Here is a 23,374-nt window from a genome sequence, read left to right on the forward strand (position 1 = left end):
CATGTGCGGCATCGCGGGGATGTTCGGAGGGGTGGACGAGCGCGTGCTCTCGCGGATGAGGCAACGCCTCGTCCACCGGGGGCCGGATGGCTCGGGCACGGCCGTGCTGGGCCACGCGGGCCTGACCAGCACGCGGCTGAGCCTGCTCGACTTCGAGACGGGCTCCCAGCCCATGCGAGGGCGGACGGGCCAGCCCGTGCTCGTCTACAACGGCGAGCTCTACAACCATCAGGCGCTGCGCTCCCGGCTGGAGGCGCGAGGCGTCCGGTTCGAGGGACGCAGCGACACGGAGGTGGTGCTGCGCGCCTTCGAGCACGAGGGGCTGCGCTGCGTCGAGGAGCTGGAGGGCATGTATGCCTTCGCGGCGACGGATGGCGAGCAGCTCTGGCTGGCCCGGGACGCGTTCGGCATCAAGCCGCTCCTCTACGCCCTGGTGGATGGAGGACGGCGGCTCGTCTTCGCCTCGGAGTTGAAGGCCCTGCTGGAGGAGCCCGCGGTGCCTCGCCAGCTGGACCGCGCCTCGCTCTTCGAGTGGTCCACGCTCCACAACGTGCTCGGGGACAAGACCTTCTTCCACGCGGTCCGCGAGCTGCCCGCCGGGGGCACCCTCACGGTGCGCCGCGGTCCGGAGGGGGTGTTGCAGCTCGAGCAGGGCCGGCACGGAGGGACGCGGCCCGTGGAGCTGCCCACGGAGCCCGAGGCGCTCGTGGAGGCGCTGCTCTCCCGACTGCGTGCCTCCGTGGAGGGGCAGCGGGTCGCGGACCACGCGGTGGGGGTCTTCCTCTCCGGCGGGCTCGACAGCTCCCTGCTCACCGCGCTGCTCACCGCGCAGGGGGCTTCCCCGGTCCACACCTTCACCGCCGCGGAGTCCGTGGACCACCCCGACGTGCGGGCGAGCCGGGAGCTCGCGGCGCTGCTCGGCACCGAGCACCACGAGTACCTCTTCTCTTCCGAGCGGCTGGTGCGGGCGCTGCCCGAGACCATCGTCACCTTGGAGGCGCCCATGGAGGCCTCCCTCGTGGAGAGCGCGGCGCCGCACATCCGAGGCCACGTCAAGACGGTGCTCTGTGGCGACGGCGCGGACGAGCTGTTCGCCGGCTACGCCGTCCATGCCTCCCCCGAGCCGTGGGTCCGCTCCTCGATGGAGAACTACAACCGGCTCATCCGCACCCGCCGGGTGGCGCCGGAGGAGTGCCGCGAGACCAAGGCGGTGCTCTCCACCCTGTCGACGCGGGAGCCGCAGGTGTTGCGCGAGGCCGTCCACCGCTTCTTCCTCGACAGCCCGCTGCGCTACTCCCACCTGCGGGTCTGGGACCACGGCTCCATGGCGCATGGCCTGGAGGTGCGGGTGCCGTTCCTGGACACCCGGGTTCGCGACCTGGCCCTCGCGCTGCCGTGGTCCTGGCGCCTGCGAGGAGAGACCCGGAAGGTGCTGCTGCGCGAGGTCGCCCGACGCGTGCTGCCCGCGTCCATCGCCGAGCACATCATCCAGCGTCCGAAGCTCGCGGCGCCCTCCGCGGTGGCGGGTGCCTCCGAGCAGCTCAGGCGGCTCGCGGAGACGCTCGTTCCGGCGGAGCACCACGAGGGACATCCCTTCAGCCATTACTGCGCCCGTCCCATCGACCTGCTGCGGCTCGACCTGTTCATCCTCCTCTTCGTCGGACGAGGAGGCAGGCTGCCCGAGGGCTTCCGCACGGAGGACCTCTATGGCGCGTACCGCGAAGAGCTCCTCGCGGCGCTCGCGCGGGCCGCCGGCTGAAGCGCGCGCGCCTCGCGCGGCACGCTCTCGACAGGGGCCCCCTCCCTCACGCTAGAAGCGCGTGAAGTCAATCTGCAGGACGGGGGTGTCCGCTTCGATGTCGCGCTTGAACCGCCCCCACCGGTCGAGCGTGCTCTCGTCGAGCACGGCCGGGTCGCGATACTGGTGGAACAGCGCGTAGTTCATCGAGCGCTGGAGCGCGAGCAGGTCCGGCACGGCCGCGAGCCACTCGGCGTCCATCCGGCGGTGCTCCCGATACCCTTCGAGGAAAGGCCCCAGGAACGCGGTGACCGCCGCGTCCCGCGCATCCCGCTCCTCGCCTCGCGCGATGTAGAAGAGCAGGACCGCGATGTCCTTGACGAACCACGCATACTCGCAGTTGTCGAAGTCGAACGCGGTGATCTTCCCTTCGGCGAAGCAGAAGTTGTGCATGTGGAGATCGGCGTGGATCAGCCCGTAGCTCTCCGGAGTTCGCGGCAGCTGGTTCAGTCGCGCGATGATCGCCGCGGTGCGCTCGCGGACGAGCTTCTCCTCGGGGGGCGCGAACCGGTCGATGTCGACCACGTCGTACTCATGCCACTCCTGGCGCTTGAGCCGGGGGTTCGAGGGCGCGTAGGTCTGGGCGCGGTTGTGGAGCCGCGCGAACAGCCGGCCCAGGTCGCGGAACAGGGGGGGCTTCCAGTAGCGCTCCTTCAGCGGAGGCGCGTCGTCGAAGACGATGCCCGGCGCGCGCTCGAACGCGGTGGCGACGAAGTAGCTGCCGGGCTCGCGGTCCTCGATGCGCTCCACGAACTGCCCCGACTCGGAGAGGACCGGCGAGGCGATGGGGATGCGCGCGGCGGCCAGGTAGCGAACGAACTCGACCTCCCCCAGCGTGTAGTCGAGGGTTCGCCGCGTGCTGTGCGAGATGCGCAGGATCAAGCCCTCGCCGTCTTCGTTCTCCGCCTCGTAGACGAAGTTCTCGAAGGCCGTGAGCTCGGTGAGCTGCTCGGGCGAAAGGCCGTACCGGCGCGCGGCCTCATCGCGAATCGGTTCATGGAAGCGGCGGACGAGCTCTGGATGCATCGAACCCTCTAGTCCTTCAACGTGAGGCTGCTCTCTCCGTGACTCAGCACGGTCGAGGCAGCGTGGCTGGTGACCGAGATGCCCAGGCCGCGCGCGAGGGTCTCCGCCAACGGGGGGCCATTGCGCGGCCGCGTGAACGCGGCCAGGTCCGCGCCCGTCAGCGGGTGGTCCGAGCGCCGGAGCCGCTGGTTCAACATCGACTGCTCGCGCTCGACGACGCCCAGGCACCGACGCTCCAGGGCGAACGCGCTGGCGACGACCCCCGCGAGTTCACCGCGGAGCGGCTCCGCCACGACCTTGTCCGCCGGCAGCCCATGCGCGAAGAACTCGGCCAGTCGCCGCTGGCTCGTGGCCTGCTCCGCGGGGTCCAGCTTCGCCAGCGCGTCCAGCGAGGCACCCTGGGGCGTGCCCGGCAGGGCCTCGCCGATGCGCGCGAACAACCAGCGGCTGAGATTGATCTCCCGCTGGTAGGTCTCGGCGAGCGGGAAGTCGTCCCGGAGCAGCGGGTAGCGCGCGACGTCGATGGGCGCCTCCACGAACTCCTGCAGCGCGGTGCGCGGGAGGTGCCCGGCGAACGCCGCCCGGAGCCGCTCGTGAAGCAGCCCCTGGCTCGCCCCGAGGAAGCGGACCACCGCCTCGACGCGCTGCCCGAGCAGACCGTAATCGAGCGCGGCGTCGAGATCTCCCAGGCGCGCCGCGATGTCGGGCTGGACATCGATGGGCGCCGGGGCCAGGCCGGTCAACACCTGCATGTACTCGTTGATCAGCGCCGGCGGTCCGGCGCACACGCCGTGCGGACCATGGAAGACCGCGTGACGCTCGGCGTAGTCCACGATGGTCTGCGCGGTGACGGGCTGCTCGGGGGCGTCGCGCACCAAATCATTGGTGACCAGGCGGACGCCGTCGATCAACCGGAACATGGCCGCCAGTCCGCTGTCGAGCTCGCCGTTCCGCGCCGGATCGACGCCCCGCACCATCACGTACCCCACCGACGCGAGCGTGCAGACGACCTGCATGTGGAGCTCGCCCGCGGTGAGCACGCCTGGGGTCCGAGGCGGCATGCGCGTGAGGAAGGCCCGGCGGAACTGCTCGGTCAGCGAGAGCAGCTCCGGCCACTGACGCGCCATGGCCTTCATCGCCGTTACGTTCATCGGGAGCTCGCTCTGATAGCGGCTCCCCGCGTAGTGGCACTGCTTGCGCACGGTCGGGAGGTCGAGGAACAACGTGCGCGGTGTGACGTTGTTCTCGCCCACCTGCCGGCCATCACCGTCGACCGCCGGATGCGCCACGCGGTAGACCGGCACGACGACCTCGAGGTTCGACAGCTCGAAGGCCCGTCCGAACGCCTGTTCCGTCAGCACGGGGCAACGATTGTCGTGGGCGCTGAACGTGAGCGGCTCACGCCCGGCGGGCACCTCTCCCAACCGCTCGGGATACGACACCGCGGCGCGGCTCGCGGGCCCATCCGAGACCCGCCGCAACACCCGCTGCTCCATCAACATCTCGAGCAGGTCCCGGATCTTCTCCCAGGAATGGGGCGCGCCGTCCGACCACGCCATGGCATCGGAGGCCTGGAACTGCTCGACCTGGAGCAGCTTCTCGCCCAAAGGCGCGATGTCCGGCTCGTCGAAGATGAGCTCCACCTCGCCATAGAAGAGGTGCAGGACCTTCTGGCCATCGCCTGCGTCGAGCCGGTCGTGCGTGAGCCGCCTTCGATTGGGAATGTAGAGCATCTCATCCGCTTGCAGCTGTGCCATGGCTTCTCACTCCCGCTTCAGTGTGACGTCGCGCGACCAGGTGCCGCCGAGCGAACGATAGACCGCGACGCGATGGTTGAGCAGCAGCCGTTGTGCTTGCAGACTCGCGCGCTCGAGCCCGACCAGGTTCGTCAGGGCGGAGAGCACCGTCAGGTAGTCCGAGCGCCCCTGCTCGAAGAGCCGCCTCGCCTCGTCCAGGAGCTGCTGCCCCAGCAGGACCTGCGCACGCAGGGCGCGCAGGCTCGTCGCCCCGGTCTCCTCCTGGACCACGGCATCCTGCACCCGGCCGATCGCCGTGTTCAGCGCGAGCTCGTATTGGACGTGGCGACGGTGGAGCTGGATGGGCAGTCGCTTGTGCTCGGTGAAGCGCCTGCCATCGAACATCGCCCAGGTCAGGTTCACGCCGACGACGGACTGGTGGAGGACCGGCTCCGAGAGGCCGACCTTCGCGGCGCCCACGCTGCCCACCAGCTGGATCACCGGAAGCCAGCTCGCCCGGTTCGCGTTGATGCGGTGCTCGACCTCGGCGACGCGCAGCTCCTGGAGCCGCATCTCCGGCGTGTTCGCGTTCAGGTCTCCTGGCGTTCCGAGGTTGGGCGAAGGCGGGAGATCTGGAAGCTGTCGCTCGAGGGGAACGATGTCGTCCGCGGGGCTGGGGACCCGGCCCAGCAGCGCCTTCAGCTCCGAGTTCAAGAGCGCGTTCCGGGCGGAGATGAGCGGCACCTGCGCCTCGAGGTTCAAGAGCAGCTGCTCCTGCTGCAGCACCGCGAGCCGGGGCGTGAGGTGCTGCTCGAACCGCGCTTGAATCAGGCGGAGCAGCTCTTTGTTGTAGTCGATCTGCCGCTGAGTGAGGTCCCTGAGCGCGCGGGCCTCGAGGATGTCGAACCAGACCTGGGCGATGCGCTGCGCGAGGTCCTGGACGCGGGCCTCGGTGAGCTGACGCTGCTGCTCGGCGAAGTTCAAGCCCGCGCTCCGCTGCGCGGCGAGGTTGCCGAACAGGTCGACCTGGTAGGTCAGACCGACATCGGCGGTGGCGATGCTGTACCGGGCCTGGGTCGCCGGCGCGGGCGGGACGATGGCGACGACCTGACTCAGCCCCGCCGGGTTGAGGACGCCGACCTGGAGCGGGTACCACCAACCTTGCGGCACGTTGGGGTCGAGCTGGTTCTCGTAGATGAGGTCCCGCACGTCGTGCAGGACCAGGCTGTTGCTGAAGCACTCCTGGATGGCCGCGTCGAGCGCCGGGTCGGCGAACGCCGACCACCAGACCTCGTCCTGGGTGACGTGCTCGGCGGGCCGCGCGGGCCCGCCCTCCTTCGACGGCCGCGGGTCTGGAGCCCCGCCCTCGGGTGCGGTGGACGGCGCGGGCGGCTCGATGGCGGTCGAGTAGCTGCTCGGTGCCGGTGGCGGGGTGACGACGACGGGACGGACCAGCCCACAACCGGAGAAGGTCGTCGCGAGGAGGGCGAGCGGGAGTCGAAGTCTCATGGGTGGCTGACGACCACGAGGGCTTTCGCGTGGTTGAGGACGCAGCGCTGCGCGACCCTCATGGTCTCCGGATCAAGTGAGGCGAAGCTCTCGTCGAGGATGACCAGCTCGACCCCCTGCAAGAGCGTGCGCGCGATGTAGAGCCGGCTCTTCTCGCCATGCGAGAGCTGCCAGCCGGTCTCGCCGATCATCTCCTCCAGGCCGGCGGGCATCTTGGCGATCAGCTCGTCCAGCCCGAGCTCCTTGCACAGCGCGGCGGCCTTGGCCCGCAGCTCGGGCGACGTCGGCCACTCGCGCCCGAGCAGGAGGTTGTACGCGAAGCTGCCGGACAGGACGTGGTTCTCGTGGAACTGCGGCGCGGCGGTGACACGCTTGCGCCAGCCCGAGGCGCCGAACGTCGCGCGGTCCAGCGCGTGCAACAGCATCACACCGCCCTGCGGCGAGCGCAGGCCCGTGAGCAGCGACACCAGCGTCGACTTGCCACCGCCGGAGGGGCCCTCCAGCAGGATGCGGTCGTCCTTCGCGATCTGGAACGAGCAGTTCTCGATGACCGGCCGGGTGCGCGCGTCGTGCCGGAAGGTCACGCCCCGCGCCTCGATGAGCGTCCCACTGTCGGCGTCCGTGGGCTTGCCTCCCTCCATCTCGAGGGGGACCTTCGATTCGAGCTCGGGGCGGCCCACCGCGGCCAGCAGGTCGCGGATCTGCTCGAACGACACCGCCGCCTGGGAGACCTGCTGGAAGTAGACGGCGACCTCGTCGAAGGCCCGCAGCGCGAGCAGGATGCCGCCCACGGACACCGCCAGCGCGCTGGCATTGGCCGTCCCGGTGCTGAACGCCGGCAGCAAGGTCAGCAGGGCGAGCACCAACCAGCCGTCGCGCAGCAGCGCGGTCAGCTGCATGGTCCGGCGGTCCATGACCTTCGAGACCTCGGAGTAGGCACTCAAGCGGATGTCTTCGCCATCGTGCCAGCGCTCGAGGGGGAGCTGCGCCAGCCGCGTGCGATGGCCGAGCATGCGCTCGAGCAGGTCGTGGGTGATCTCGACGCGCGCGCTCGACCACGCCCGCTGGACGCCGTAGTGACGGCGCGCGAGGACGAACGCGACCACGACCCACAGCACGAGCACCAGCGTCTGGGGCCACCCTCCCGCCCCGAGCACGAGGATGCCCCCCGCCAGGACCAGGTCGACGAGCGACAACACCGCGAGCAGGGCGCCGCCGACCGCGAGCTGCTCGACGACCTCGGACTCGGCGACGCGGCCGAAATGACGGCCGATGCCGTCCAGCCGCACCTCGTCGGGGGTCAGCTTGAGGGTTCCCGTGAGGAGCTGCTGCTTGAGCAGCGTCCCGAGCCGGATGGAAAACACGCCCTGCCACCACACCTCGAGCATGCGCAGCGGAATCGCGCACGCGATGACGGCGATCCACCCCAGGAACCAGCCGGTCTCCAGGTGGGCCTGGAGCGCGGCCCGGCCGAGCAGCCAGAACGAGAAGGCCAGCACCAGCGAGAGCAGCGTGTGGCTCACGAGGATGCCGGCGATGAGCGACGGGATGTCGCCGAGCAGCGTCCGCCGGCTCGCGGTGCGCCGGGGGCGCATGATCCAGCCGGTGCGCAGCTGCGCCTGGCCGAGCCGCTGCAGCAGCATCTGTGAGCGGGCGTGCTCGCGCGCGCGGGGCGACATCTCCACGCCGCCAAGCAGCTGGTCGACCTCCGCGGCGGTGGCCTCCTGCTCCTCGCGCAGGAGCGTGAGCGCGCTCTTCTTCGGGACCAGGACGGCGGTGCCGTCGCACGCGAGCAGGCGCAGCTTCCCGCGCCGTGTCCCCAGCAGCACCAGATAGGACGGGACGCCGTCTCGCCGGACCTGGAGGATGCAGGGCGCGGCGCGCGCGAGGACGTCGGGCAGCTCATGGTAGAGCGGCGTGATCGGCTCGAGTTCCACGCCGAGCCGGTCTCCGAGCGCGAACATCCAGACCCGGCTCGGCTCGACGGCCGCCGCGGGCGGAGCTATCTCGCCCCCGGCCCTGCCATAGCCTTGCCGCTGCGCCAGTTGCTCCAGCGCGTCCGGCAGTCGCTCGACCGGCCACAACAGGTCGGAGTTCGCGCGCGTCATCCCACCAGCTCCAACCCGCCCGGGCCGGGCTTCGCGGCAGGCGTCTCCACCGGCTCTGGCGCTGGCGTCTCCGCCGGGTTCGGCGCCGGCCTCTCCACCAGCTGGCCGCCCGACAGCCACCAATGGCGCCAGCGCCCACCGCCCCACAGCAGGGTGCGATTCTCCTGGTCGGCGCGAAGGAGCACCGCGTACCGCGACTCCTGGTTCGCGAGCAGCTCCTTCGGCGACCCGTTCTCGAGGATCCGGCCGTTCTCGACCACGAGCACGCGATCGAACTCCTGGGTGTGCTCGACGTCGTGGGTGACACAGAGCAGCGTGATGTCCTTCCAGAGCCGCCGGGACTCGGCGAGCAGCCGCGCGCGCCGGTCGCGATCGAGACCACGAAAGGGCTCGTCGAGGATGGCCAGACGCACGCCGGAGCGAAGCATCGCGCGCGCCAGGCGCACGCGCTGACCCTGGCCACCGGAGACCAGCCCTCCGCCCTCGCCCAACGACGTCTGCAGCCCGTCTGGAAGCGCCTCGAGGATGTCGAGCATCTCCGCGCCCTTGAGCGCTCCCGACAGGGCCCAGCCGTGCGCGCCGTCGTTGCCGTACCGGAGGTTGTCGAGGAGGCTCTGGTTCCAGAGGCTGATCGCCGGGTCCACCCAGGCCGTGGTGCGCCGCAGCCGCTCGATGGCGACCTGGTCGAGCACCTGCCCGTCGACCCGGATCTCACCACGCGCCGGCCGGAGCCAGCCGAGCAGGAGGCCGACCAGCGTCGACTTGCCTGCTCCGGAGACACCGACCACGGCCACGTGCTCGCCGGGGGCGATGTTCAAGGAGACCTTGTCGAGGATGGTGTGACCGCCGCCCTTCACGCGGACCTTCTCCATCACGATGGAAACGCCGCTCGCGTCGGCCGAGGCCGCGGGCGCGACGGGCGCCTGCACCGGCGCCTCGGGCCGGGCCTGCGGCTCCTTGATATCGCCGATGACGTCGAGGAGCCGGCGGACCCGGTTCATCGCGTTCGGGAACGCGCGGCTCAGCACCATCAGCCGCTGGCCGAGGATGGGGAAGCGCAGCGCCCAGTAGACGACCAGCAACACCAGCGAAGCCCGGCTCGTGCCCGCGAGGTACGAATAGACGAGCAGCATGACCAGGCCGTAGCTCACCAGCATCAGCACGCCCTCGAGCCCGACCGACAGCGTCTGCAGCCAGTAGCGCGCCTTGGTCCAGCTGACGAGCAAGGTCTCCTGCGCGCGGCGCAGCGACCGCTCGGCGCCGTGGATGCGGATCGGCGTGAGCCCGACGAGCGCGTTCAGGGTGAAGCCGCTGAGCGCGCCCGAGTGCATCTGCACGCGCAGGTCGGGCTCGAAGAGCAGCTTCTGGGCCATCAGGGGCACCAGCAGCGTGACCGCCGCGAGCGCGAGCACGATGTGCCATGCGTACGGCGCGGCCCAGATGAGCGCGACGGTGATGCTCACGACCTCGAGCGACAGGATCAAGGCCTGCGAGAGCAGGAGCGGCAGCGAGCGCATCGCCTGGATGTTGTGCGTTCGCGACGCCATGTCGGAGGCGAGCCGGCTCTGGAAATAGCGGTCCTCCATCTCCGGGAGCTTCTCGAAGTACGCCTTGCGCAGCCGCACCTCCAGCCGGCGGCCGATGCCGAGCAGCCCCAAGGAGATGGGGATCTGGATGAGCATGAAGCAGAGCGCGACGCCCGCGAGCACGGCCATGCCCGTCGCACGCTGCGCGAACGTGCCCAGGTCGCGCCCCAGGTCGAGCACGCCACGGAGCATCAGCGCTTGCAGGAGCCGCCCGAAGGTGGCGAACACCAGGCCCATCACAATCAGGCCCGGAACGAGCCACGAATCCTGGCCTCGAAGGCGCAGCAGCGTCCGCGCGGGGCTCACCTGCTTGGCGACGAGCTCCGTCGCCAGGTCGCTCGCGAGCACCGCCCTGGGCGCGTCCTCGCCCTCGCGCGGAGCCTCGCGCCAGCCGCGAATGCGCATCAGCACCGCGCCGGTCATCGACAGCTCGCCGTCCACCTCGGGGTTGGGGCGAACGGACCAATAGGTCGCGGGAATGGGCACCTCGCCGGAGGCGTCCTTCGCGACCATGGATTGCAGCAGACTGGCCGCCGTCCGGCCTCTCCGGACGGCGCCCGCGCGAATCATCGCCTCGGACGCCCGGCACGCGGCGTCGAGCCTGGCGATCGACAGGTACCCGGGGTCCTCGAGCGCCTGGGCCACCAGCGCCCGCGCCTGCGTCGCCCCCAGGTCCAGCAGGCGGCGCTCGAACGTGGCGACCGCCTCCTCGGACCCGGCCCACTCGCGCCAGCCGTCCGCCGGGACGGAGGTGGTGTGCTGGTACAGGTGGCTCAGCAGCGTCGAGATCCGGGTCCAGTGGCGGCCCGCCGCCGGGTCCATGACCTGGATGAACGGGCCGATGCGATTCCACAGCACCACGAAGTGCGGCCGCCCTCCCGCGCTGAGCGTGACGATGATGGCGGGAAGCGCCTTGGCTTCGGGGACCACCACGTGGTCCAGCGGGAGCATCACCTGCTCGGAGTCGAGCCCGAGCTGGTTGGCGACCTCATCCAAGGTGACGATCGAGGTGCCGTCGACGTCCGTCTGACACACCTCGCGGAGGACGCGATAGTTGAGCTCGGCGCCCATCCCCGCGAACAGGCTCTTGAGTGAAGCAGGGCCGCAATCCGTCGCCGAGATCTGGATCACCTCGGGAATGATTGAGGACCGACGCCTGGGAGGAGTCATGGTCAGCGGGCCTCGGCTTCGGGCCGAAACACGGTCACGGGCGGCTCATCGGGCTGCGGATTCCATTCGCCGACCGCCCGCATCAGCAGCGCGACGGGCGACGCCCGCGCGACCTCGACCTCCACCGACAGGGTCATGCCGTGGCGAAGCTGGATGCGGGGGTCCTCCGGCGGCGCGAACTTGAGCTCGACGCGCACCGTGCCCGGGATGGCCTCGGGCGTGGCGGTCTGGCCGGGCTCGGTCCCGACGGCGGTCACCCTGGCGGGGACCGTCCCGTAGATGGTCATCGGGTAGCCGTCGAGCTTGAGGCGCGCGGTCTGACCGGGCTCGATCAACCCGACGACCTCCTTCGGGAAGCGGGCGCGCACGCGCACCTCGGCGTCGCTCGCGACGATGGTGCCGACCCGCTGCCCGTCGGCGATGAATGCTCCCGAGCCGAGCTCCGCCACGTCGACCAGGTGGCCCGTGGCCGGCGCCCGGTACAGCTTCCGGTCAATCTGGTACTCGAGGCGGTCGATGGCGCCCTGGAGCTCCCGGATGCGCCCCTCGGCGCCCAGCGCCTCTCGCTCGAGCTCCAGCAGCTGCGCGGCGAGGGCTTGACGGCGCACGTTCTGCTCGCGCCGCAGTCGGGTGAGCGCCAGGCTCTGCGCCGCCTTCGCGGAGCGGAGCGCGTCGACATCGGTCGTGCGCTCGAGCTTCTCCATCTCGGAGACCGCGCCCGTCGGGCTCTTGAGGGCCAGCTCCGCGCGCTCCACCGCGAGCCGGTGCCTGGGCGCGAGCTCCTGCTCCCGCTCCAGCGCCTCCTTGATGGCCACCTCGTCCACCGCCGCCGTCAGGGCCGCCTCGTCGCGCTTGTTGGTGATCTGCTGGCGGATGATGGCGAGTTCCTTCTCGGTCGCGGCGAGCGTCGCCTGGCTCCGCTCGAGTTCGAGGCGTTCGGCCCGTGCGTCGAACTCGATGAGCAGGTCGCCTTCCTTGACCGTCTGGTCGAGCTTGAGCAACGAGCGCACGACCCTGCCCGCACTGGGCGGCTCGATGCGATGGACGGCGTTATGGGGCTCGATCCGCGCCTGTGAGCTGGCCTTGACGAGCGGGACCTTGGCGAACAACGACCAGGCGACGAGCCCGCCAGCACACAAGACCATCAGAGCGACGAACACGAGGCGCGTGTCCGACTCGTAGTTCAGGGAACGAAGGGTCCGCTCGAAGGGATATGCCATGGTCCGTGAACCCAAAGTCGCCTTAATGGTCGCGCCCTGTCAACACCTCGGCCGCTGCTTTGGGATTCACGCTCCCATTGCATGAATACAGGCATCTCGATGCGACAGGGACGTCGTCCACATCGCCGCAATGCGTCGCACATTGATCGTTTGTTCGATTTGACATCGAGCTTCGATTACACTTAGCGTTCGTCTTGAAAGGAGGCACGACATGAAGATCAAGATCCACGTCCGCGGCGGCCCCAAGGCGCGCTAGTAGTAGTGAGTCGTTGATGTCAGCTGTAAAGCTGGTCGTTCCTCGTTTCAGATGCACAGAGAGGGGTTGATGGGGATGATTCCATCAGCTCCTCTCTTTTTTATGTCGGGTGACGTCTTGAGTCCGCAGGTGCTCGGGCCTCAATCCCAACCTTGCAAGTCGGGCAGGCTCGCGCTCCATTTTTCATGCTCAGCCATACCGAGCCCGCATGGATGAGCGCATCGGCCTGATTGAAATGACTTCGCACCGTGACGGGTTTCGGTCGTGGTGAGCACCGCCTGCTCCACCCACCGCGCCTGGCGACGAGGGGAAGGGCCGAACCCGCGGCTCGACCCACCAGGTCGCGGGGATTCGACGAGGCCGGCCACCCTCCACATCGGCGCGGTCCGGAGGGCCGGCCTCACGCCCTCTCCGAGCCCAGGAGTCCGGACCTGAAGGCCCGGGCGCGGGAGGCCCCGCCGCCGGCGCCGTCCGCCATGGCCCGCCCCCCTCGTCCGCCCCGGGCACTCCTCCCGAGCCTCCCTGCGTCGAAGTCCTTGCGGCGGCGTCCTTGTCCCGCTATACGGGCGTCACTTTGTGGCTAGGTAGCTCACCTGGTTAGAGCGGCGGTCTCATAATCGCGGCCCTGCCCCTCACCTTCTGAACCCTTAGCCGTAACCCCCTATTCTGACTGACCGTAGGCCGTCGCTGGCGTTCGCACGTCACCGGCCCGGTCTGTACAGAATCCGTACAGGGGGCTAAGGGACCGGACCATCTGGGCGGGTCGTGAAGACCTCGATTCAACTTCGACAACGGAGCACTCTGTGACGAGCGACATCAGAGAGCTAGTTCGCAACTTCGCTGAGGCGGAACGAGCGCTGCGACAGGCAGTGGGCGGCAGAACGGTTGTTGAAGGCGTCGGCGAATGGATCGCGTGCAGGTACTACGGCGGGCAGTTGGCTCGTGGCAACACGAATGGCTTCGACCTCATTGCCGCCGACGGTCGCCGGATTCAGGCCAAAGCGAGAACGGCGGTTACTGCACCACAGTTCGAACATGAGCCTGGGCTGAACTTCGACCTCAGTCTCTGCATCTGGCTCTCGAAGGATCTCTCGAAAGTTCTCATGGCATGGGAAGTTACGCCTCAGGCCTTGAGGGCATCCGGTCGGTTCTCCAGCAAGGGAGACCCCATGATCACCCAGCCACAGCTCAGGCGCGGCGGGGACGGTATCACCGATGTCACTACGTCGGTGGCCAGAGTGTGGAACTGAAGCCGTCACTCGGACTCTTGCTCCGTGGTCCCCTCTGGAGTGTGGCGGCCATGGTACGGGACGGGCTGACGGGGGTGAGCGCGTGAACGAACTCGCGAAGAAGTTGGATGCGTATTGGACCAAGCTTGGTGCGGCCTGGGAAAAGAAACGGACCGGCATCGCGGCTGCGACGGGGTGGAAGTGCTTCAATCCGATCAAGGATGACAATGATTGGCACAGGTTGCGGCTTGAACTCTACCCCCCTGAGGAAGGCGGGCTCCTCGTGGTGGGGCTGAACCCCGGGCTCTATGGGATGCTGCAGACCGGGATGCCTCTCACGGATCAGTGCGTGATCGCCACGCGCCTGCCCAAGCTGCTCAATGCGCTACTGGCAGCGCGTAAGTGGAAGGGGGAGCGGGGGCAGGCGCCGGAAGAGCTGCTTCCGTTTCTGAACCCGAGCAACAACTCCGAGAACAGCTCCTGGCCGGTCTATGAGTTGCTGACAAATCTGTACGGCACTGCTGAGAAGGGGCTTGAGCGGGCGTTCTTTCTCAACCCGTGTCCCCTGGCCTTTGTGGATCCCAGGGTCGCAAAGCAGCACGGCCGCGCACCGGTGGAGAAGGACCTGAAAGCAGCCTTGCGCCAGACCAATTCGAAGATCGCCGACGATGAAGTCGCCGACTTCATCAAGAAGATGAACGAACGACGCTACCAGTGGACGTTCAAGGCCGCGAAGATCCTGAAGCCGGTCGGCATCCTTCTGCTTGGAGCCGATAATCGTGCACTCATGGAGAACAGGCTGAGAAAGAAACTTGCCGCCGCTGGTCTGAAGGTTGTTGTTACTTGGTACAACCACCCGAGAATGCCGATTCCGAGTTGGGCCAACGGCGCACGTGCGCGGCTCCGAGCAGAAGGCTTCCCGGAGCCGCAATAATAAGCGGACCACCGTGGGTTACGGTGGCAGTTCCCACAAGCAGATGAGGAGGGAGCGAGCGTGGCACCTGGGGCGGGTAGACGGCGCCTGCGCCAGCCCGCCGCCCGCTTGCACGCTCCCGTGTACCTTCGCCTATACTTAGGCCCCCAGTGTCTCCGACAGGAAGCAAGAACGCACCCGAGGCAAAGGCGCGGGAGAAGATCGACGCCCTGCTCGAAGAGGCAGGGTGGACGGTCCAGGACCGCGACGAGATGAACCTCACCGTTCCGGCCGTCGCGGTGCGGGAGTTCAAGCTCGAAAAGGGCCATGGCTTCGCCGACTACCTCCTCTTCGTGGATGGCAGGGCCGTCGGGGTATGCGAGGCGAAGCCTGCCGGAGTTCCCGTCCGTAACGTCGAGGTCCAGGCGAAGCGGTACGTGGATGGGCTGCCCCTGGCGCTGGAGGCTCCCCACAAACCGTTGCCCTTCGCCTACATCTCGACGGGCGAAGAGACCGCGTTCATCAACCACCTGGACCCACTACCGCGCACGCGGGAGGTCTTCACGTTCCACCGGCCCGAGACCCTCCGGGAGTGGCTGTCGGCCGATACGCTGGATGAATGGCTGAAGCGTTCGGGGGGCTTCTACACAAAGGCGGACGACACCAAGCCCTCGACCCTGCGCGCCCGTCTGCGGGCGATGCCCCCGGTCGACCTTCCCGGCATGTGGCCGAACAAGGTGAAGGCTGTCACCAACATCGAGAAGAGCCTCTTCGACGACCGGCCCCGCTCGCTCATCCAGATGGCGACGGGCACCGGCAAGACGCTCCTCGCGGTCACCGCGCTCTATCGCTTGATCAAGTTCGGCGGTGCCCGGCGCGTGCTCTTCCTCGTCGACCGGGCGAACCTCGGCGAGCAGGCGGAGAAGGAGTTCCAGGGCTTTCGGACGCCCGATGACAACCGGAAGTTCACGGAGCTGTACAGCGTCCAGCGGCTCACGTCGAATACCATCGGCTCGTCGAGCAAGGTCGTCATCTCGACCATCCAGCGGCTCTACTCAACCTTGAAGGGCGAGCCTGACTTCGATCCCGAGCAGGAGGCGCACACCCGCTTCGACAGCGACGACGTGTCGGCGAAGGAGCCGCTGCCGGTCGTCTACAACAAGGCCATTCCGCCCGAGTTCTTCGACATCATCTTCATCGACGAGTGCCACCGGAGCATCTACTCGCTGTGGCGGCAGGTGCTCGAATACTTCGACGCCCACCTCCTCGGGCTCACCGCCACACCGGCCAAGCACACCTACGGGTTCTTCCATGGGAACGTCGTCATGGAGTACCCGCACGAGCAAGCGGTGGCCGACGGCGCGAACGTCAACTTCGACGTCTACAAGATCCGCACGAAGATCACGGCACGGGGCTCGACGGTGGACGCGAGCCCAGGCGTCATGCTCGGCTACCGAGACCGGCTCACGCGCAAGGTCCGCTGGGCGGCTCCCGACGAGGACGTGAGCTACACCGGCAGCGACCTCGACAAGAACGTCGTCGCCATCGACCAGATCCGGCTCATCATCCGCACCTTCCGGGACAAGGTGCTGAAGGAGACGTTCCCCGAGCGGAAAGAAGTGCCGAAGACGCTGATCTTCGCGAAGGACGACAGCCACGCCGAAGACATCGTCCGCATCGTGCGCGAGGAGTTCGGCAAGGGAAACGAGTTCGCATCGAAGATCACGTACAAGGTGACGGGCACGAAGCCCGCCGACCTCATCCAGGGCTTCCGCAACAGCTACTACCCGCGCGTCGCCGTCACCGTCGATCTCATCGCCACCGGCACGGACATCAAGCCGGTGGAGATCGTGATGTTCATGCGCACGGTGAAATCGCGCGTGCTGTTCGAGCAGATGAAGGGGCGCGGCGTCCGCGTGATCAACCCCGACGAGCTTCGGGCCGTCACGCCGGATGCCAAGGCGAAGACGCGCTTCCTCATCATCGACTGCGTGGGCGTCTGCGAGGCGAAGCTCGCCGATACGAAGCCGCTGGAGAAGAACCCGAGCGTCCCGCTGAAGGACCTGCTGGAGCACGTCGCTTCGGGCGGTACCAACGACGACCACCTCTCGTCACTTGCGGGCCGCATCGCGCGGATCGACAAGCAGTGCGGCCCGGAGGACACGAAGCGCATCGCCGAGGTCACCGGAGGCATGACGCTGTCGGAGATCGCCTCCAGACTTCTGCATGCGGTGGACCCCGATGTGCAGGACGAAGAGGCCCGCAAGGTCTTCCACCTTCCACAGGACGCAGAACCGACCGACGAGCAGGTGAAGCAGGCGACCAAGCCGCTCAAGCTCGCGGCCACGAAGCCGCTCATGGGGATGCCCGAGCTGCGGAAGTTGCTCATCGAACTCCGCCAGAAGTTCGAGCAGATCGTCGATGAGGTCAGCATCGACACGCTCATCGAGGAGCAGACCGGCTATAGCGCCGAGGCGAAGGAGCGGGCGCAGTCGTTGGTGCAGTCCTTCGAGCAGTTCCTGAAAGAGCACATGGACGAGATCGAGGCGCTGCGATTCTTCTACTCGGTGCCCCACAAGAGGCGGCTCAAGTACAAGGACATCAAGGCGCTCGCAGACGCCATCTCGTCGCCGCCGAGGTCATGGACGCCCGACGCGCTGTGGCGGGCCTACGAGACCCTGGAGAAATCGAAGGTTCGGGGCGCATCGGCCGGGCGGCTCCTCACCGACGTGGTCAGCCTCGTGCGCTTCGCGCTGCACCAGGACGGCGAGCTGGTGCCGCACGCTGAGCGCGTGCTGGCGCGATTCGAGAACTGGTTTGCACAGCAGGCGAACAAGGGTAGGAAGTTCACCGATGAACAGCGCCGGTGGTTGGAAATGATGAGGGACCACATCGCCACGAGCCTGGAGGTCGAAATCGACGACTTCGATCTGAGTCCCTTCACGAACGAGGGTGGCCTCGCGCGGGCGAGCAAGGTGTTCGGCAGGGATCTGCACGCCGTTGTGCGCGAGCTGAACGAGGTGTTGGCTGCATGACGAAGCATCTGCCTAGCAACTGGGCCGAGGCGCTGCTTTCTGAAGTTACCGAGATCAATCCGCCGAATCCAAGCAAAGTGCCTTCCGACTCGGCTCTCGTCTCGTTCGTTCCTATGGCTGCCGTCGAGGAGATGACGGGGCGCATGGATGCGACAGTCGCCAAGAAGTGGTCCGAAGTCCGTAAGGGGTATACGCGCTTCCAAGAGGGCGACGTGGTGATGGCGAAGATCACCCCGAGCATGGAGAATGGTAAGGCCGCATTCGCGCGTGGCTTGATTGGCGGAATCGGTGCAGGGACGACAGAATTCCACGTCTTTCGACCACGCGAAGGAGTCGAGGGGCGATTCATCCTTCACTACCTCCTGCAAGAGAGCTTTCGTCGCCAGGCCCGGGCGCGGATGACTGGTACGGCGGGACAGCTCCGCGTGCCGATTCAGTTCCTGGAAGAGCAGCAACTTCCGCTGCCACCAACGAACGAGCAGCAGCGCATCGTCGATGCCGTCGAGAGTTACCTTTCTCGCTTCGATGCCGCCGTCGCAAGTCTCGAACGGGTCCATACCAAGCTGAAGGCGTACCGCGCCTCGGTCCTGAATGCCGCGGTGGAGGGCCGTCTGGTTCCAACTGAGGCGGAGATCGCCCGGCAAGAGGGTCGCGACTACGAGCCCGCTCAGGTGCTCCTGGACCGCATCCTCAAAGAGCGCCGCCGCCGCTGGGAGGAGGCCGAACTGGCCCGGCTGCAGAAGGCCGGGAAGCCGCCGAAGGACGACAAGTGGAAGGCGAAGTACGAAGAGCCGGCGCCGCCGGATGCGAGCAAGGCGCCGGAGTTGCCAGAGGGGTGGTGTTGGGTTCGACTTGAGCAGGTCACCGAGGTTCAACTTGGCCAGCAGCGCGCGCCTGTTCACGCTGGTGCTGAGGAGCAGATTCCGTACGTTAGAGCTGCCAACATCACTTGGGAGGGGCTGGACCTCTCCGATGTAAAGAAGATGGGGTTCCCCAATCCAGAACGATATCGTTTGAGGTGGGGCGACGTGCTTCTGTCTGAGGCCTCAGGCAGCCCGATGGAAGCTGGAAAACCTGCGATTTGGCGCGACGAGATCCCCGGCGCCTGCTACCAGAAGACCCTCCTGAGAGTTCGTGCGATTGATGAGCGCGCGCTCCTGCCGGAGTTCCTCCGGCTCGTTTTTCTCCGCGACTGTGTGACTGGAAAGTTCGCGCGGCTCGCTCCTGGCGTCGGCATCGTCCACCTGACTGCGGAGCGAATGCTTGTGTGGCTGATACCGCTTCCTCCCGTCGAGGAGCAAAGGCGTATCGTCGAGGAAGTCGAGCGCCTGGAATCGGTTCAAAGGGTATCAATGAAAATGGTGGCGGATACTCAACGGCGAACTGTACGCCTCCGACAGTCGATCCTTAGATGGGCATTCGAGGGCAAGCTCGTCGACCAAAACCCCAGCGACGAACCCGCAGAGAAGCTCCTCGCGCGCATCAAGGCTGAGCGCGCAACCGCAGCTCCCGTCAAGGAGTCCCGAGCCCGCAAGGCGAAGGCTGCATCATGAGCGAACAGAGCGAGCGCATCGTCAAGAAGCTGTGGAGCTATTGTCAGGTCCTTCGTGACGACGGCCTGTCGTACCAGGACTACCTGGAGCAGTTGACGTTCTTGCTCTTCCTGAAGATGGCCAACGAGCGGGCCAAGCTCACGGGCGAGGAGCAGCCCATCCCGAAGGGCTACCGCTGGGAGGAACTCTCCAACCCGAAGATGGAAGGCGTGAAGCTGGAGCAGCACTATCGCGACACGCTGAAGAAGCTCGGCGAGCAGGGCGGGATGCTCGGCCTCATCTTCAGGAAGTCGCAGAACAAGATCCAAGACCCGGCGAAGCTCCGCAAGCTAGTCGTCGATCTCATCGGCAACGAGTCGTGGTTGGAGATGACCGCCGACGTGAAGGGCGACGCCTACGAGGGCCTCCTCGAACGTAACGCGCAGGACGTGAAGGGTGGCGCGGGCCAGTACTTCACCCCTCGGCCGCTCATCGACGCCATTGTGGACTGCATCCAGCCGAAGCCGGACGACGTCATCGCCGACCCGGCTTGCGGCACCGGCGGCTTCCTGCTCTCGGCGCACCACTACCTCGCCACGAAGTACAAGCTCGACAAGGAGCAGAAGAAGCACCTGCGATACGAGGCGCTCCGCGGCACCGAACTCGTGGACGGCGTGGCCCGCCTGTGCGCCATGAACCTCTTCCTCCACGGCATCGGTCCTGATGACGACTCGCGGAAGCCGCCGATCCAGGGCGGTGAGGACTCGCTGCGCAACGAGCCGTCGAGCCACGTCAACGTGGTGCTAACGAACCCGCCGTTCGGAAAGAAGTCGAGCATCACCGTCGTCAACGACGAGGGTGAGACGGACAAGGAGACCATCACCTACAACCGGCCCGACTTCTGGACGACGACGAGCAACAAGCAGTTGAACTTCGTCCAGCACGTCAAGTCTATGCTCAAGATCCACGGGCGCGCCGCCGTTGTCGTGCCCGACAACGTGCTCTTCGAAGGCGGGGCGGGCGAGAAGATCCGGCGCAAGCTCTTGCAGGAGTGCGAGGTCCACACGCTGCTCAGGCTGCCGACGGGCATCTTCTACGCACAGGGCGTGAAGGCGAACGTGCTCTTCTTCAACCGCAAGCCGGGTGCGAACGAGCCTTGGACGAAGAAGCTCTGGATTTACGACCTGCGCACGAACAAGGACTTCACGCTAAAGACGCGGCGCATGACGCGCGCCGACCTCAACGAGTTCGTCGCCTGTTACAACCCGGAGAACCGCAGCCAGCGCAAGCCGCTCTGGGACGAGAAGCAGAACCCAGAGGGCCGGTGGCGCGTGTTCACCTACGAGGAACTAGTCGCGCGGGACAAGTGCAGCCTTGACATCTTCTGGCTGAAAGATGAGAGCTTGGAGGACTCGACCAAGCTGCCGGACCCACCTGTTGTCGCAGCGGAGATTGCCGACGATTTGCGGTCGGCGCTGGAGCAGATCGAGAGCGTGCTGGGGGACCTGAGCAAGCGTGTGCGGAAGGTTTCGTCTGCGGCTGAATGAGCCTCCACACCAGTGAAGTACAACTAGCGGCATCACACGTACCTGGACAGCATATGTGTTCGCCTGCGTGTGTGGAGACAGGCGGCGGGGGTTGGCGTCCGTGAAGGAATTGAGAGGGGTGCGCGCGATTCTGGAGCACCTGGGACTGCCCACGGCTGGTGTGACAGCGGAGCTCGGTTGAGCCGATCCTTCGGGCGTGATCTGCTCGGGGGATGACCCGACCGATTTCCGAGGACTTACGTCGCCGCATCCTCAAGGTGCGGGAGACGACCGGCAAGACGTACGAGGAATTGGCCGAGCAGTTCCAGGTCGGCCGCGCCACGGTGAATCGGTTGCTGCGTAACCGTCCGGCGAGCGACGTGGCGAGAGGCATTGCCGGGGTAGCAGTCGTGGTGGACCCTGGCCGGAATGTCGAAGCCGGTTGAGAAGCAGGAGTGGTTCCGAGTCGCCGAAGCCTTCGAGGCGAGCGGCCTGACGCAGAAGGAGTTCTCCGCGCAGCGAGGGCTGAGGCTGAGCACGCTGCAGTCGTGGGTGTACCGGCGGCGCCGCCAGCGCCCCCAGAAGACTCCTGCGGTGCGCCTGCTGCCGGTGGAGGTCTCCGCCGCTGCGAAGGAGACTCCCGTGCTGCTCGAGGTGGAGCTGGCGAGCGGAGCGCGGCTGCGGTTCCCGTCGGGCGCCGACGTCGACTACGTGGTCCGGCTCGTCACCGCGCTGAGCAGGTGAGCGAGTGTTCACGCTTCCGGCGTCCGTGCGCGTGGTGCTGGCCACCGAGGCGGTGGACATGCGCAAGTCGATTGATGGCCTCATGGCACTGGTGAAGTCCGCCTGGGGTGAGGACGTCTACTCCGGCCATCTCTTCGCCTTCGTCTCGAGGCGGGGCGACCGCCTCAAGGTGCTGACGTGGAGTCGGGGCGGCTTCGTGCTGCTGTACAAGCGGCTGGAGACGGGCCGCTTCCGGATGCCCAAGGTGGACGCGGACGCAAGCGCGGTGCAGTTGGACGCGACGCAGTTGGCAATGCTGCTGGACGGCATGGACGTCACCGAAGTCAAACGCTCGCCCGCCTGGACGCCGCCCGGGCGCACGTCCTCGTAGCGCGCGGGCACGCCGCTGGGTGGCGAGGTGTTGGCACCAGGTGCCACGAGAGCTGCCCCAAGACCACTTCTGCCCCTGGCGCGAGGAAGCCGAAGAGCTTCGCGAGCGGATGACCTCGCTGGAGGCGAAGATGGCGGCGCTGGAGCGGCGCGTCTTCGGCAGGAAGACGGAGAAGCTGCCGCCGGTGGCCATGGAGCTCAGGCCGTCATCCACCAGCCCGGAGGACGAGGCGGCCCGGGCCGCGAGCGCACTGCAGACGCGCCGCGAGCGCGCGGCACGCAAGGCCGCCGGGGCTGTGGAGCGCGAAGTCCCGCACGAGGTGCCCGCGGAGGAGCGGCGCTGCCCGGCGTGCGGCAGCGAGGCTTTGAAGCCCTTGGGAGAGGGGCGCCGGACGGTGGTGTACGAGTACGTGCCGGCCTTCTTCGAGAAGCAGGTACACGCGCAAGAAGTCCTGGCGTGCGCGTGTGGCCGAGGCGTCGTCACCGCGCCCGCGCCGCCCAAGGTGGTGGACAAGGGCGAGTACGGCCCGGGCCTCCTGGCGCACGTCGTCGTCTCCAAGTGCGCGGACGCCATGCCCCTGCACCGGCTGGCCCAGCGGATGGAGCGCGGCGGCGTCCCCATGAGCCGCAGCACGCTGACGGACCTCTTCCACCAGTCCGCCCAGACGCTGCTGCCGCTGTCCTCTCACCTCCTGCAGTGCATCGCCTCGGCGGAGGTGGTGTGGGCCGACGAGACGCCGCTGCGGGTGCTGGATGTGAAGAAGACGCGCCGGGGCTACCTCTGGACGTTTCTCACCCAGACGCCCCAGGGTGAGTGGCTCATCGGCTACCGCTTCAGCCTGGGCCGCGCGGGCAAGACAGCCAAGGACGTGCTGGGTGACACCACGGGCGCGCTCGTGGTGGATGGGTACACCGGCTACAACGCGGTGACGCTGCCGGAGGGCCGCACGCGCGTCGGCTGCTGGGCCCACCTGCGTCGTCGCTTCTTCGAGGCACTCTCTACCGCGCCCGAAGCCCGCGAGGCGATGGACTTCATCCTCGAGCTCTACCGCGTGGAAGCCCAGGCGCGGGACGCGGACCTCGTGGGCACCGCGGCGCACCGAGCGCTGCGCCAGGAGTCCAGCACTCGCATTCTCGCGCGTCTGTCGACGTGGCTCGCAGTCCAGACGCCGCGCCACCCGCCGAAGAGCCCCATGGGACAGGCCCTCTCCTACGCGACGAAGCAGTGGGAGGCCCTCACGCGCTTCGTCGACAACGAGCGGCTGCCTTTGAACAACAACCGCTCGGAGGCGGCGCTGCGAAAGGCAGCAACGCCCCGTTCATTCTGCCGTAAGCATCGCGGAAGTTGCCCAGGTCCAATACCAATGGCACCCCTTGGTGGGCCAGCAGGTTCCAGTCCTGTACCGAGAACATCGCAAAGGAGAGCAAGTCGCTATTTGCGAACTGCTTGATGGCTCGCGAGCGGTTGTCCCCGCCTGGATGCTGGAGCGGGCGGCTTGCGCGACGCTGACTTTCGGCATTCCGCGGGTTTCGTTGGAGGCACTTCGCGATTTGCGCCGGTTGCTCGACGCGCAGGCATCCGAGCACGCGTCGGCAACCACCTCAGGCTTGAGGGTG

The 23,374-nt window shown here is 67.5% G+C and carries 16 protein-coding genes and 1 pseudogene; 11 read left to right on the forward strand and 6 right to left on the reverse strand.

Features of this window, described 5'->3' with window-relative positions; translation table 11 throughout:
• Position 1 precedes the first annotated feature (1 nt).
• Positions 2-1,759, forward strand: a complete 1,758-nt coding sequence (asnB, locus tag AC6JA9_RS26265; RefSeq protein ID WP_497958015.1) for an asparagine synthase (glutamine-hydrolyzing) — start codon at positions 2-4, stop codon at positions 1,757-1,759.
• A 51-nt stretch (positions 1,760-1,810) separates the two neighbouring features.
• On the opposite strand, the gene AC6JA9_RS26270 is transcribed toward asnB, so the two are convergent.
• From AC6JA9_RS26270 to AC6JA9_RS26295, 6 genes are read right to left on the reverse strand one after another with little or no spacing between them, the layout of a single operon-like run.
• Positions 1,811-2,824, reverse strand: coding sequence for a phosphotransferase enzyme family protein (locus AC6JA9_RS26270; RefSeq protein ID WP_141330216.1), 1,014 nt, complete (start codon positions 2,822-2,824; stop codon positions 1,811-1,813).
• A gap of 8 nt (positions 2,825-2,832) precedes the next feature.
• The gene (locus tag AC6JA9_RS26275; protein ID WP_223785533.1) at positions 2,833-4,581 is read right to left on the reverse strand and encodes a hypothetical protein; all 1,749 of its coding nucleotides are present in this window, start codon (positions 4,579-4,581) and stop codon (positions 2,833-2,835) included.
• 6 nt (positions 4,582-4,587) lie between these two features.
• Positions 4,588-6,069: a TolC family protein gene (locus tag AC6JA9_RS26280; RefSeq protein ID WP_223785532.1), complete on the reverse strand. Its 1,482-nt coding sequence runs from the start codon at positions 6,067-6,069 to the stop codon at positions 4,588-4,590.
• Positions 6,066-8,177 (reverse strand): ATP-binding cassette domain-containing protein, encoded by a 2,112-nt coding sequence (locus AC6JA9_RS26285; RefSeq protein ID WP_223785531.1) that lies wholly within the window; start codon positions 8,175-8,177, stop codon positions 6,066-6,068. The genes AC6JA9_RS26280 and AC6JA9_RS26285 overlap by 4 nt, the downstream gene beginning before the upstream one ends.
• Complete coding sequence (locus tag AC6JA9_RS26290) at positions 8,174-10,933, reverse strand: ATP-binding cassette domain-containing protein (RefSeq protein ID WP_255666303.1); 2,760 nt, start codon at positions 10,931-10,933, stop codon at positions 8,174-8,176. The genes AC6JA9_RS26285 and AC6JA9_RS26290 overlap by 4 nt, the downstream gene beginning before the upstream one ends.
• A 2-nt stretch (positions 10,934-10,935) precedes the next feature.
• Positions 10,936-12,153 carry an HlyD family secretion protein gene (locus tag AC6JA9_RS26295; protein WP_274622675.1) on the reverse strand — a complete coding sequence of 406 codons (1,218 nt, stop codon included), beginning with the start codon at positions 12,151-12,153 and terminating at the stop codon, positions 10,936-10,938.
• A 1,059-nt stretch (positions 12,154-13,212) separates the two neighbouring features.
• On the opposite strand from AC6JA9_RS26295, the gene AC6JA9_RS26300 reads away from it, so the two are divergent.
• The 10 genes and pseudogenes from AC6JA9_RS26300 to AC6JA9_RS26345 all read left to right on the forward strand — a co-directional run.
• A complete protein-coding gene (locus tag AC6JA9_RS26300; protein ID WP_223785528.1) occupies positions 13,213-13,659 on the forward strand; it encodes a DUF6998 domain-containing protein in 447 nt (148 codons plus the stop codon).
• Positions 13,660-13,741: 82 nt separating this feature from the next.
• Complete coding sequence (locus AC6JA9_RS26305) at positions 13,742-14,572, forward strand: hypothetical protein (RefSeq protein WP_223785527.1); 831 nt, start codon at positions 13,742-13,744, stop codon at positions 14,570-14,572.
• 251 nt (positions 14,573-14,823) lie between these two features.
• Positions 14,824-17,586 (forward strand): type I restriction endonuclease subunit R, encoded by a 2,763-nt coding sequence (locus tag AC6JA9_RS26310; protein WP_483578184.1) that lies wholly within the window; start codon positions 14,824-14,826, stop codon positions 17,584-17,586.
• The gene (locus AC6JA9_RS26315; RefSeq protein ID WP_223785525.1) at positions 17,583-19,139 is read left to right on the forward strand and encodes a restriction endonuclease subunit S; all 1,557 of its coding nucleotides are present in this window, start codon (positions 17,583-17,585) and stop codon (positions 19,137-19,139) included. The genes AC6JA9_RS26310 and AC6JA9_RS26315 overlap by 4 nt, the downstream gene beginning before the upstream one ends.
• Complete coding sequence (locus AC6JA9_RS26320; RefSeq protein WP_223785524.1) at positions 19,136-20,665, forward strand: class I SAM-dependent DNA methyltransferase; 1,530 nt, start codon at positions 19,136-19,138, stop codon at positions 20,663-20,665. Before AC6JA9_RS26315 ends, AC6JA9_RS26320 begins: the two co-directional genes overlap by 4 nt.
• A gap of 212 nt (positions 20,666-20,877) precedes the next feature.
• Positions 20,878-21,090: a helix-turn-helix domain-containing protein gene (locus tag AC6JA9_RS26325; protein WP_223785523.1), complete on the forward strand. Its 213-nt coding sequence runs from the start codon at positions 20,878-20,880 to the stop codon at positions 21,088-21,090.
• Positions 21,074-21,388 carry an IS66 family insertion sequence element accessory protein TnpA gene (tnpA, locus tag AC6JA9_RS26330; protein ID WP_223785522.1) on the forward strand — a complete coding sequence of 105 codons (315 nt, stop codon included), beginning with the start codon at positions 21,074-21,076 and terminating at the stop codon, positions 21,386-21,388. The genes AC6JA9_RS26325 and tnpA overlap by 17 nt, the downstream gene beginning before the upstream one ends.
• Positions 21,389-21,392: 4 nt before the next feature.
• Entirely contained in the window at positions 21,393-21,758 is a 366-nt protein-coding gene (gene tnpB, locus AC6JA9_RS26335) for an IS66 family insertion sequence element accessory protein TnpB (RefSeq protein ID WP_223785521.1), read from the forward strand.
• 109 nt (positions 21,759-21,867) lie between these two features.
• Positions 21,868-23,208: an IS66 family transposase gene (tnpC, locus tag AC6JA9_RS26340; protein WP_497958016.1), complete on the forward strand. Its 1,341-nt coding sequence runs from the start codon at positions 21,868-21,870 to the stop codon at positions 23,206-23,208.
• Positions 23,156-23,266 (forward strand): annotated as a pseudogene (locus tag AC6JA9_RS26345) (hypothetical protein); the annotation flags it as partial. The gene tnpC and the pseudogene AC6JA9_RS26345, both read left to right, overlap by 53 nt.
• Positions 23,267-23,374: the final 108 nt, after the last annotated feature.

The sequence above is a fragment of the Myxococcus sp. MH1 genome (assembly GCF_059738865.1).

Excerpts from the sequence above, each read along its gene's own strand:
- asnB (WP_497958015.1), top strand. The coding sequence starts at position 2 with ATGTGCGGCATCGCGGGGATGTTCGGAGGGGTGGACGAGCGCGTGCTC.
- AC6JA9_RS26270 (WP_141330216.1), bottom strand. The coding sequence starts at position 2,824 with ATGCATCCAGAGCTCGTCCGCCGCTTCCATGAACCGATTCGCGATGAG.
- AC6JA9_RS26275 (WP_223785533.1), bottom strand. The coding sequence starts at position 4,581 with ATGGCACAGCTGCAAGCGGATGAGATGCTCTACATTCCCAATCGAAGG.
- AC6JA9_RS26280 (WP_223785532.1), bottom strand. The coding sequence starts at position 6,069 with ATGAGACTTCGACTCCCGCTCGCCCTCCTCGCGACGACCTTCTCCGGT.
- AC6JA9_RS26285 (WP_223785531.1), bottom strand. The coding sequence starts at position 8,177 with ATGACGCGCGCGAACTCCGACCTGTTGTGGCCGGTCGAGCGACTGCCG.
- AC6JA9_RS26290 (WP_255666303.1), bottom strand. The coding sequence starts at position 10,933 with ATGACTCCTCCCAGGCGTCGGTCCTCAATCATTCCCGAGGTGATCCAG.
- AC6JA9_RS26295 (WP_274622675.1), bottom strand. The coding sequence starts at position 12,153 with ATGGCATATCCCTTCGAGCGGACCCTTCGTTCCCTGAACTACGAGTCG.
- AC6JA9_RS26310 (WP_483578184.1), top strand. The coding sequence starts at position 14,824 with ATGAACCTCACCGTTCCGGCCGTCGCGGTGCGGGAGTTCAAGCTCGAA.
- AC6JA9_RS26315 (WP_223785525.1), top strand. The coding sequence starts at position 17,583 with ATGACGAAGCATCTGCCTAGCAACTGGGCCGAGGCGCTGCTTTCTGAA.
- AC6JA9_RS26320 (WP_223785524.1), top strand. The coding sequence starts at position 19,136 with ATGAGCGAACAGAGCGAGCGCATCGTCAAGAAGCTGTGGAGCTATTGT.
- AC6JA9_RS26325 (WP_223785523.1), top strand. The coding sequence starts at position 20,878 with ATGACCCGACCGATTTCCGAGGACTTACGTCGCCGCATCCTCAAGGTG.
- tnpA (WP_223785522.1), top strand. The coding sequence starts at position 21,074 with ATGTCGAAGCCGGTTGAGAAGCAGGAGTGGTTCCGAGTCGCCGAAGCC.
- tnpC (WP_497958016.1), top strand. The coding sequence starts at position 21,868 with ATGACCTCGCTGGAGGCGAAGATGGCGGCGCTGGAGCGGCGCGTCTTC.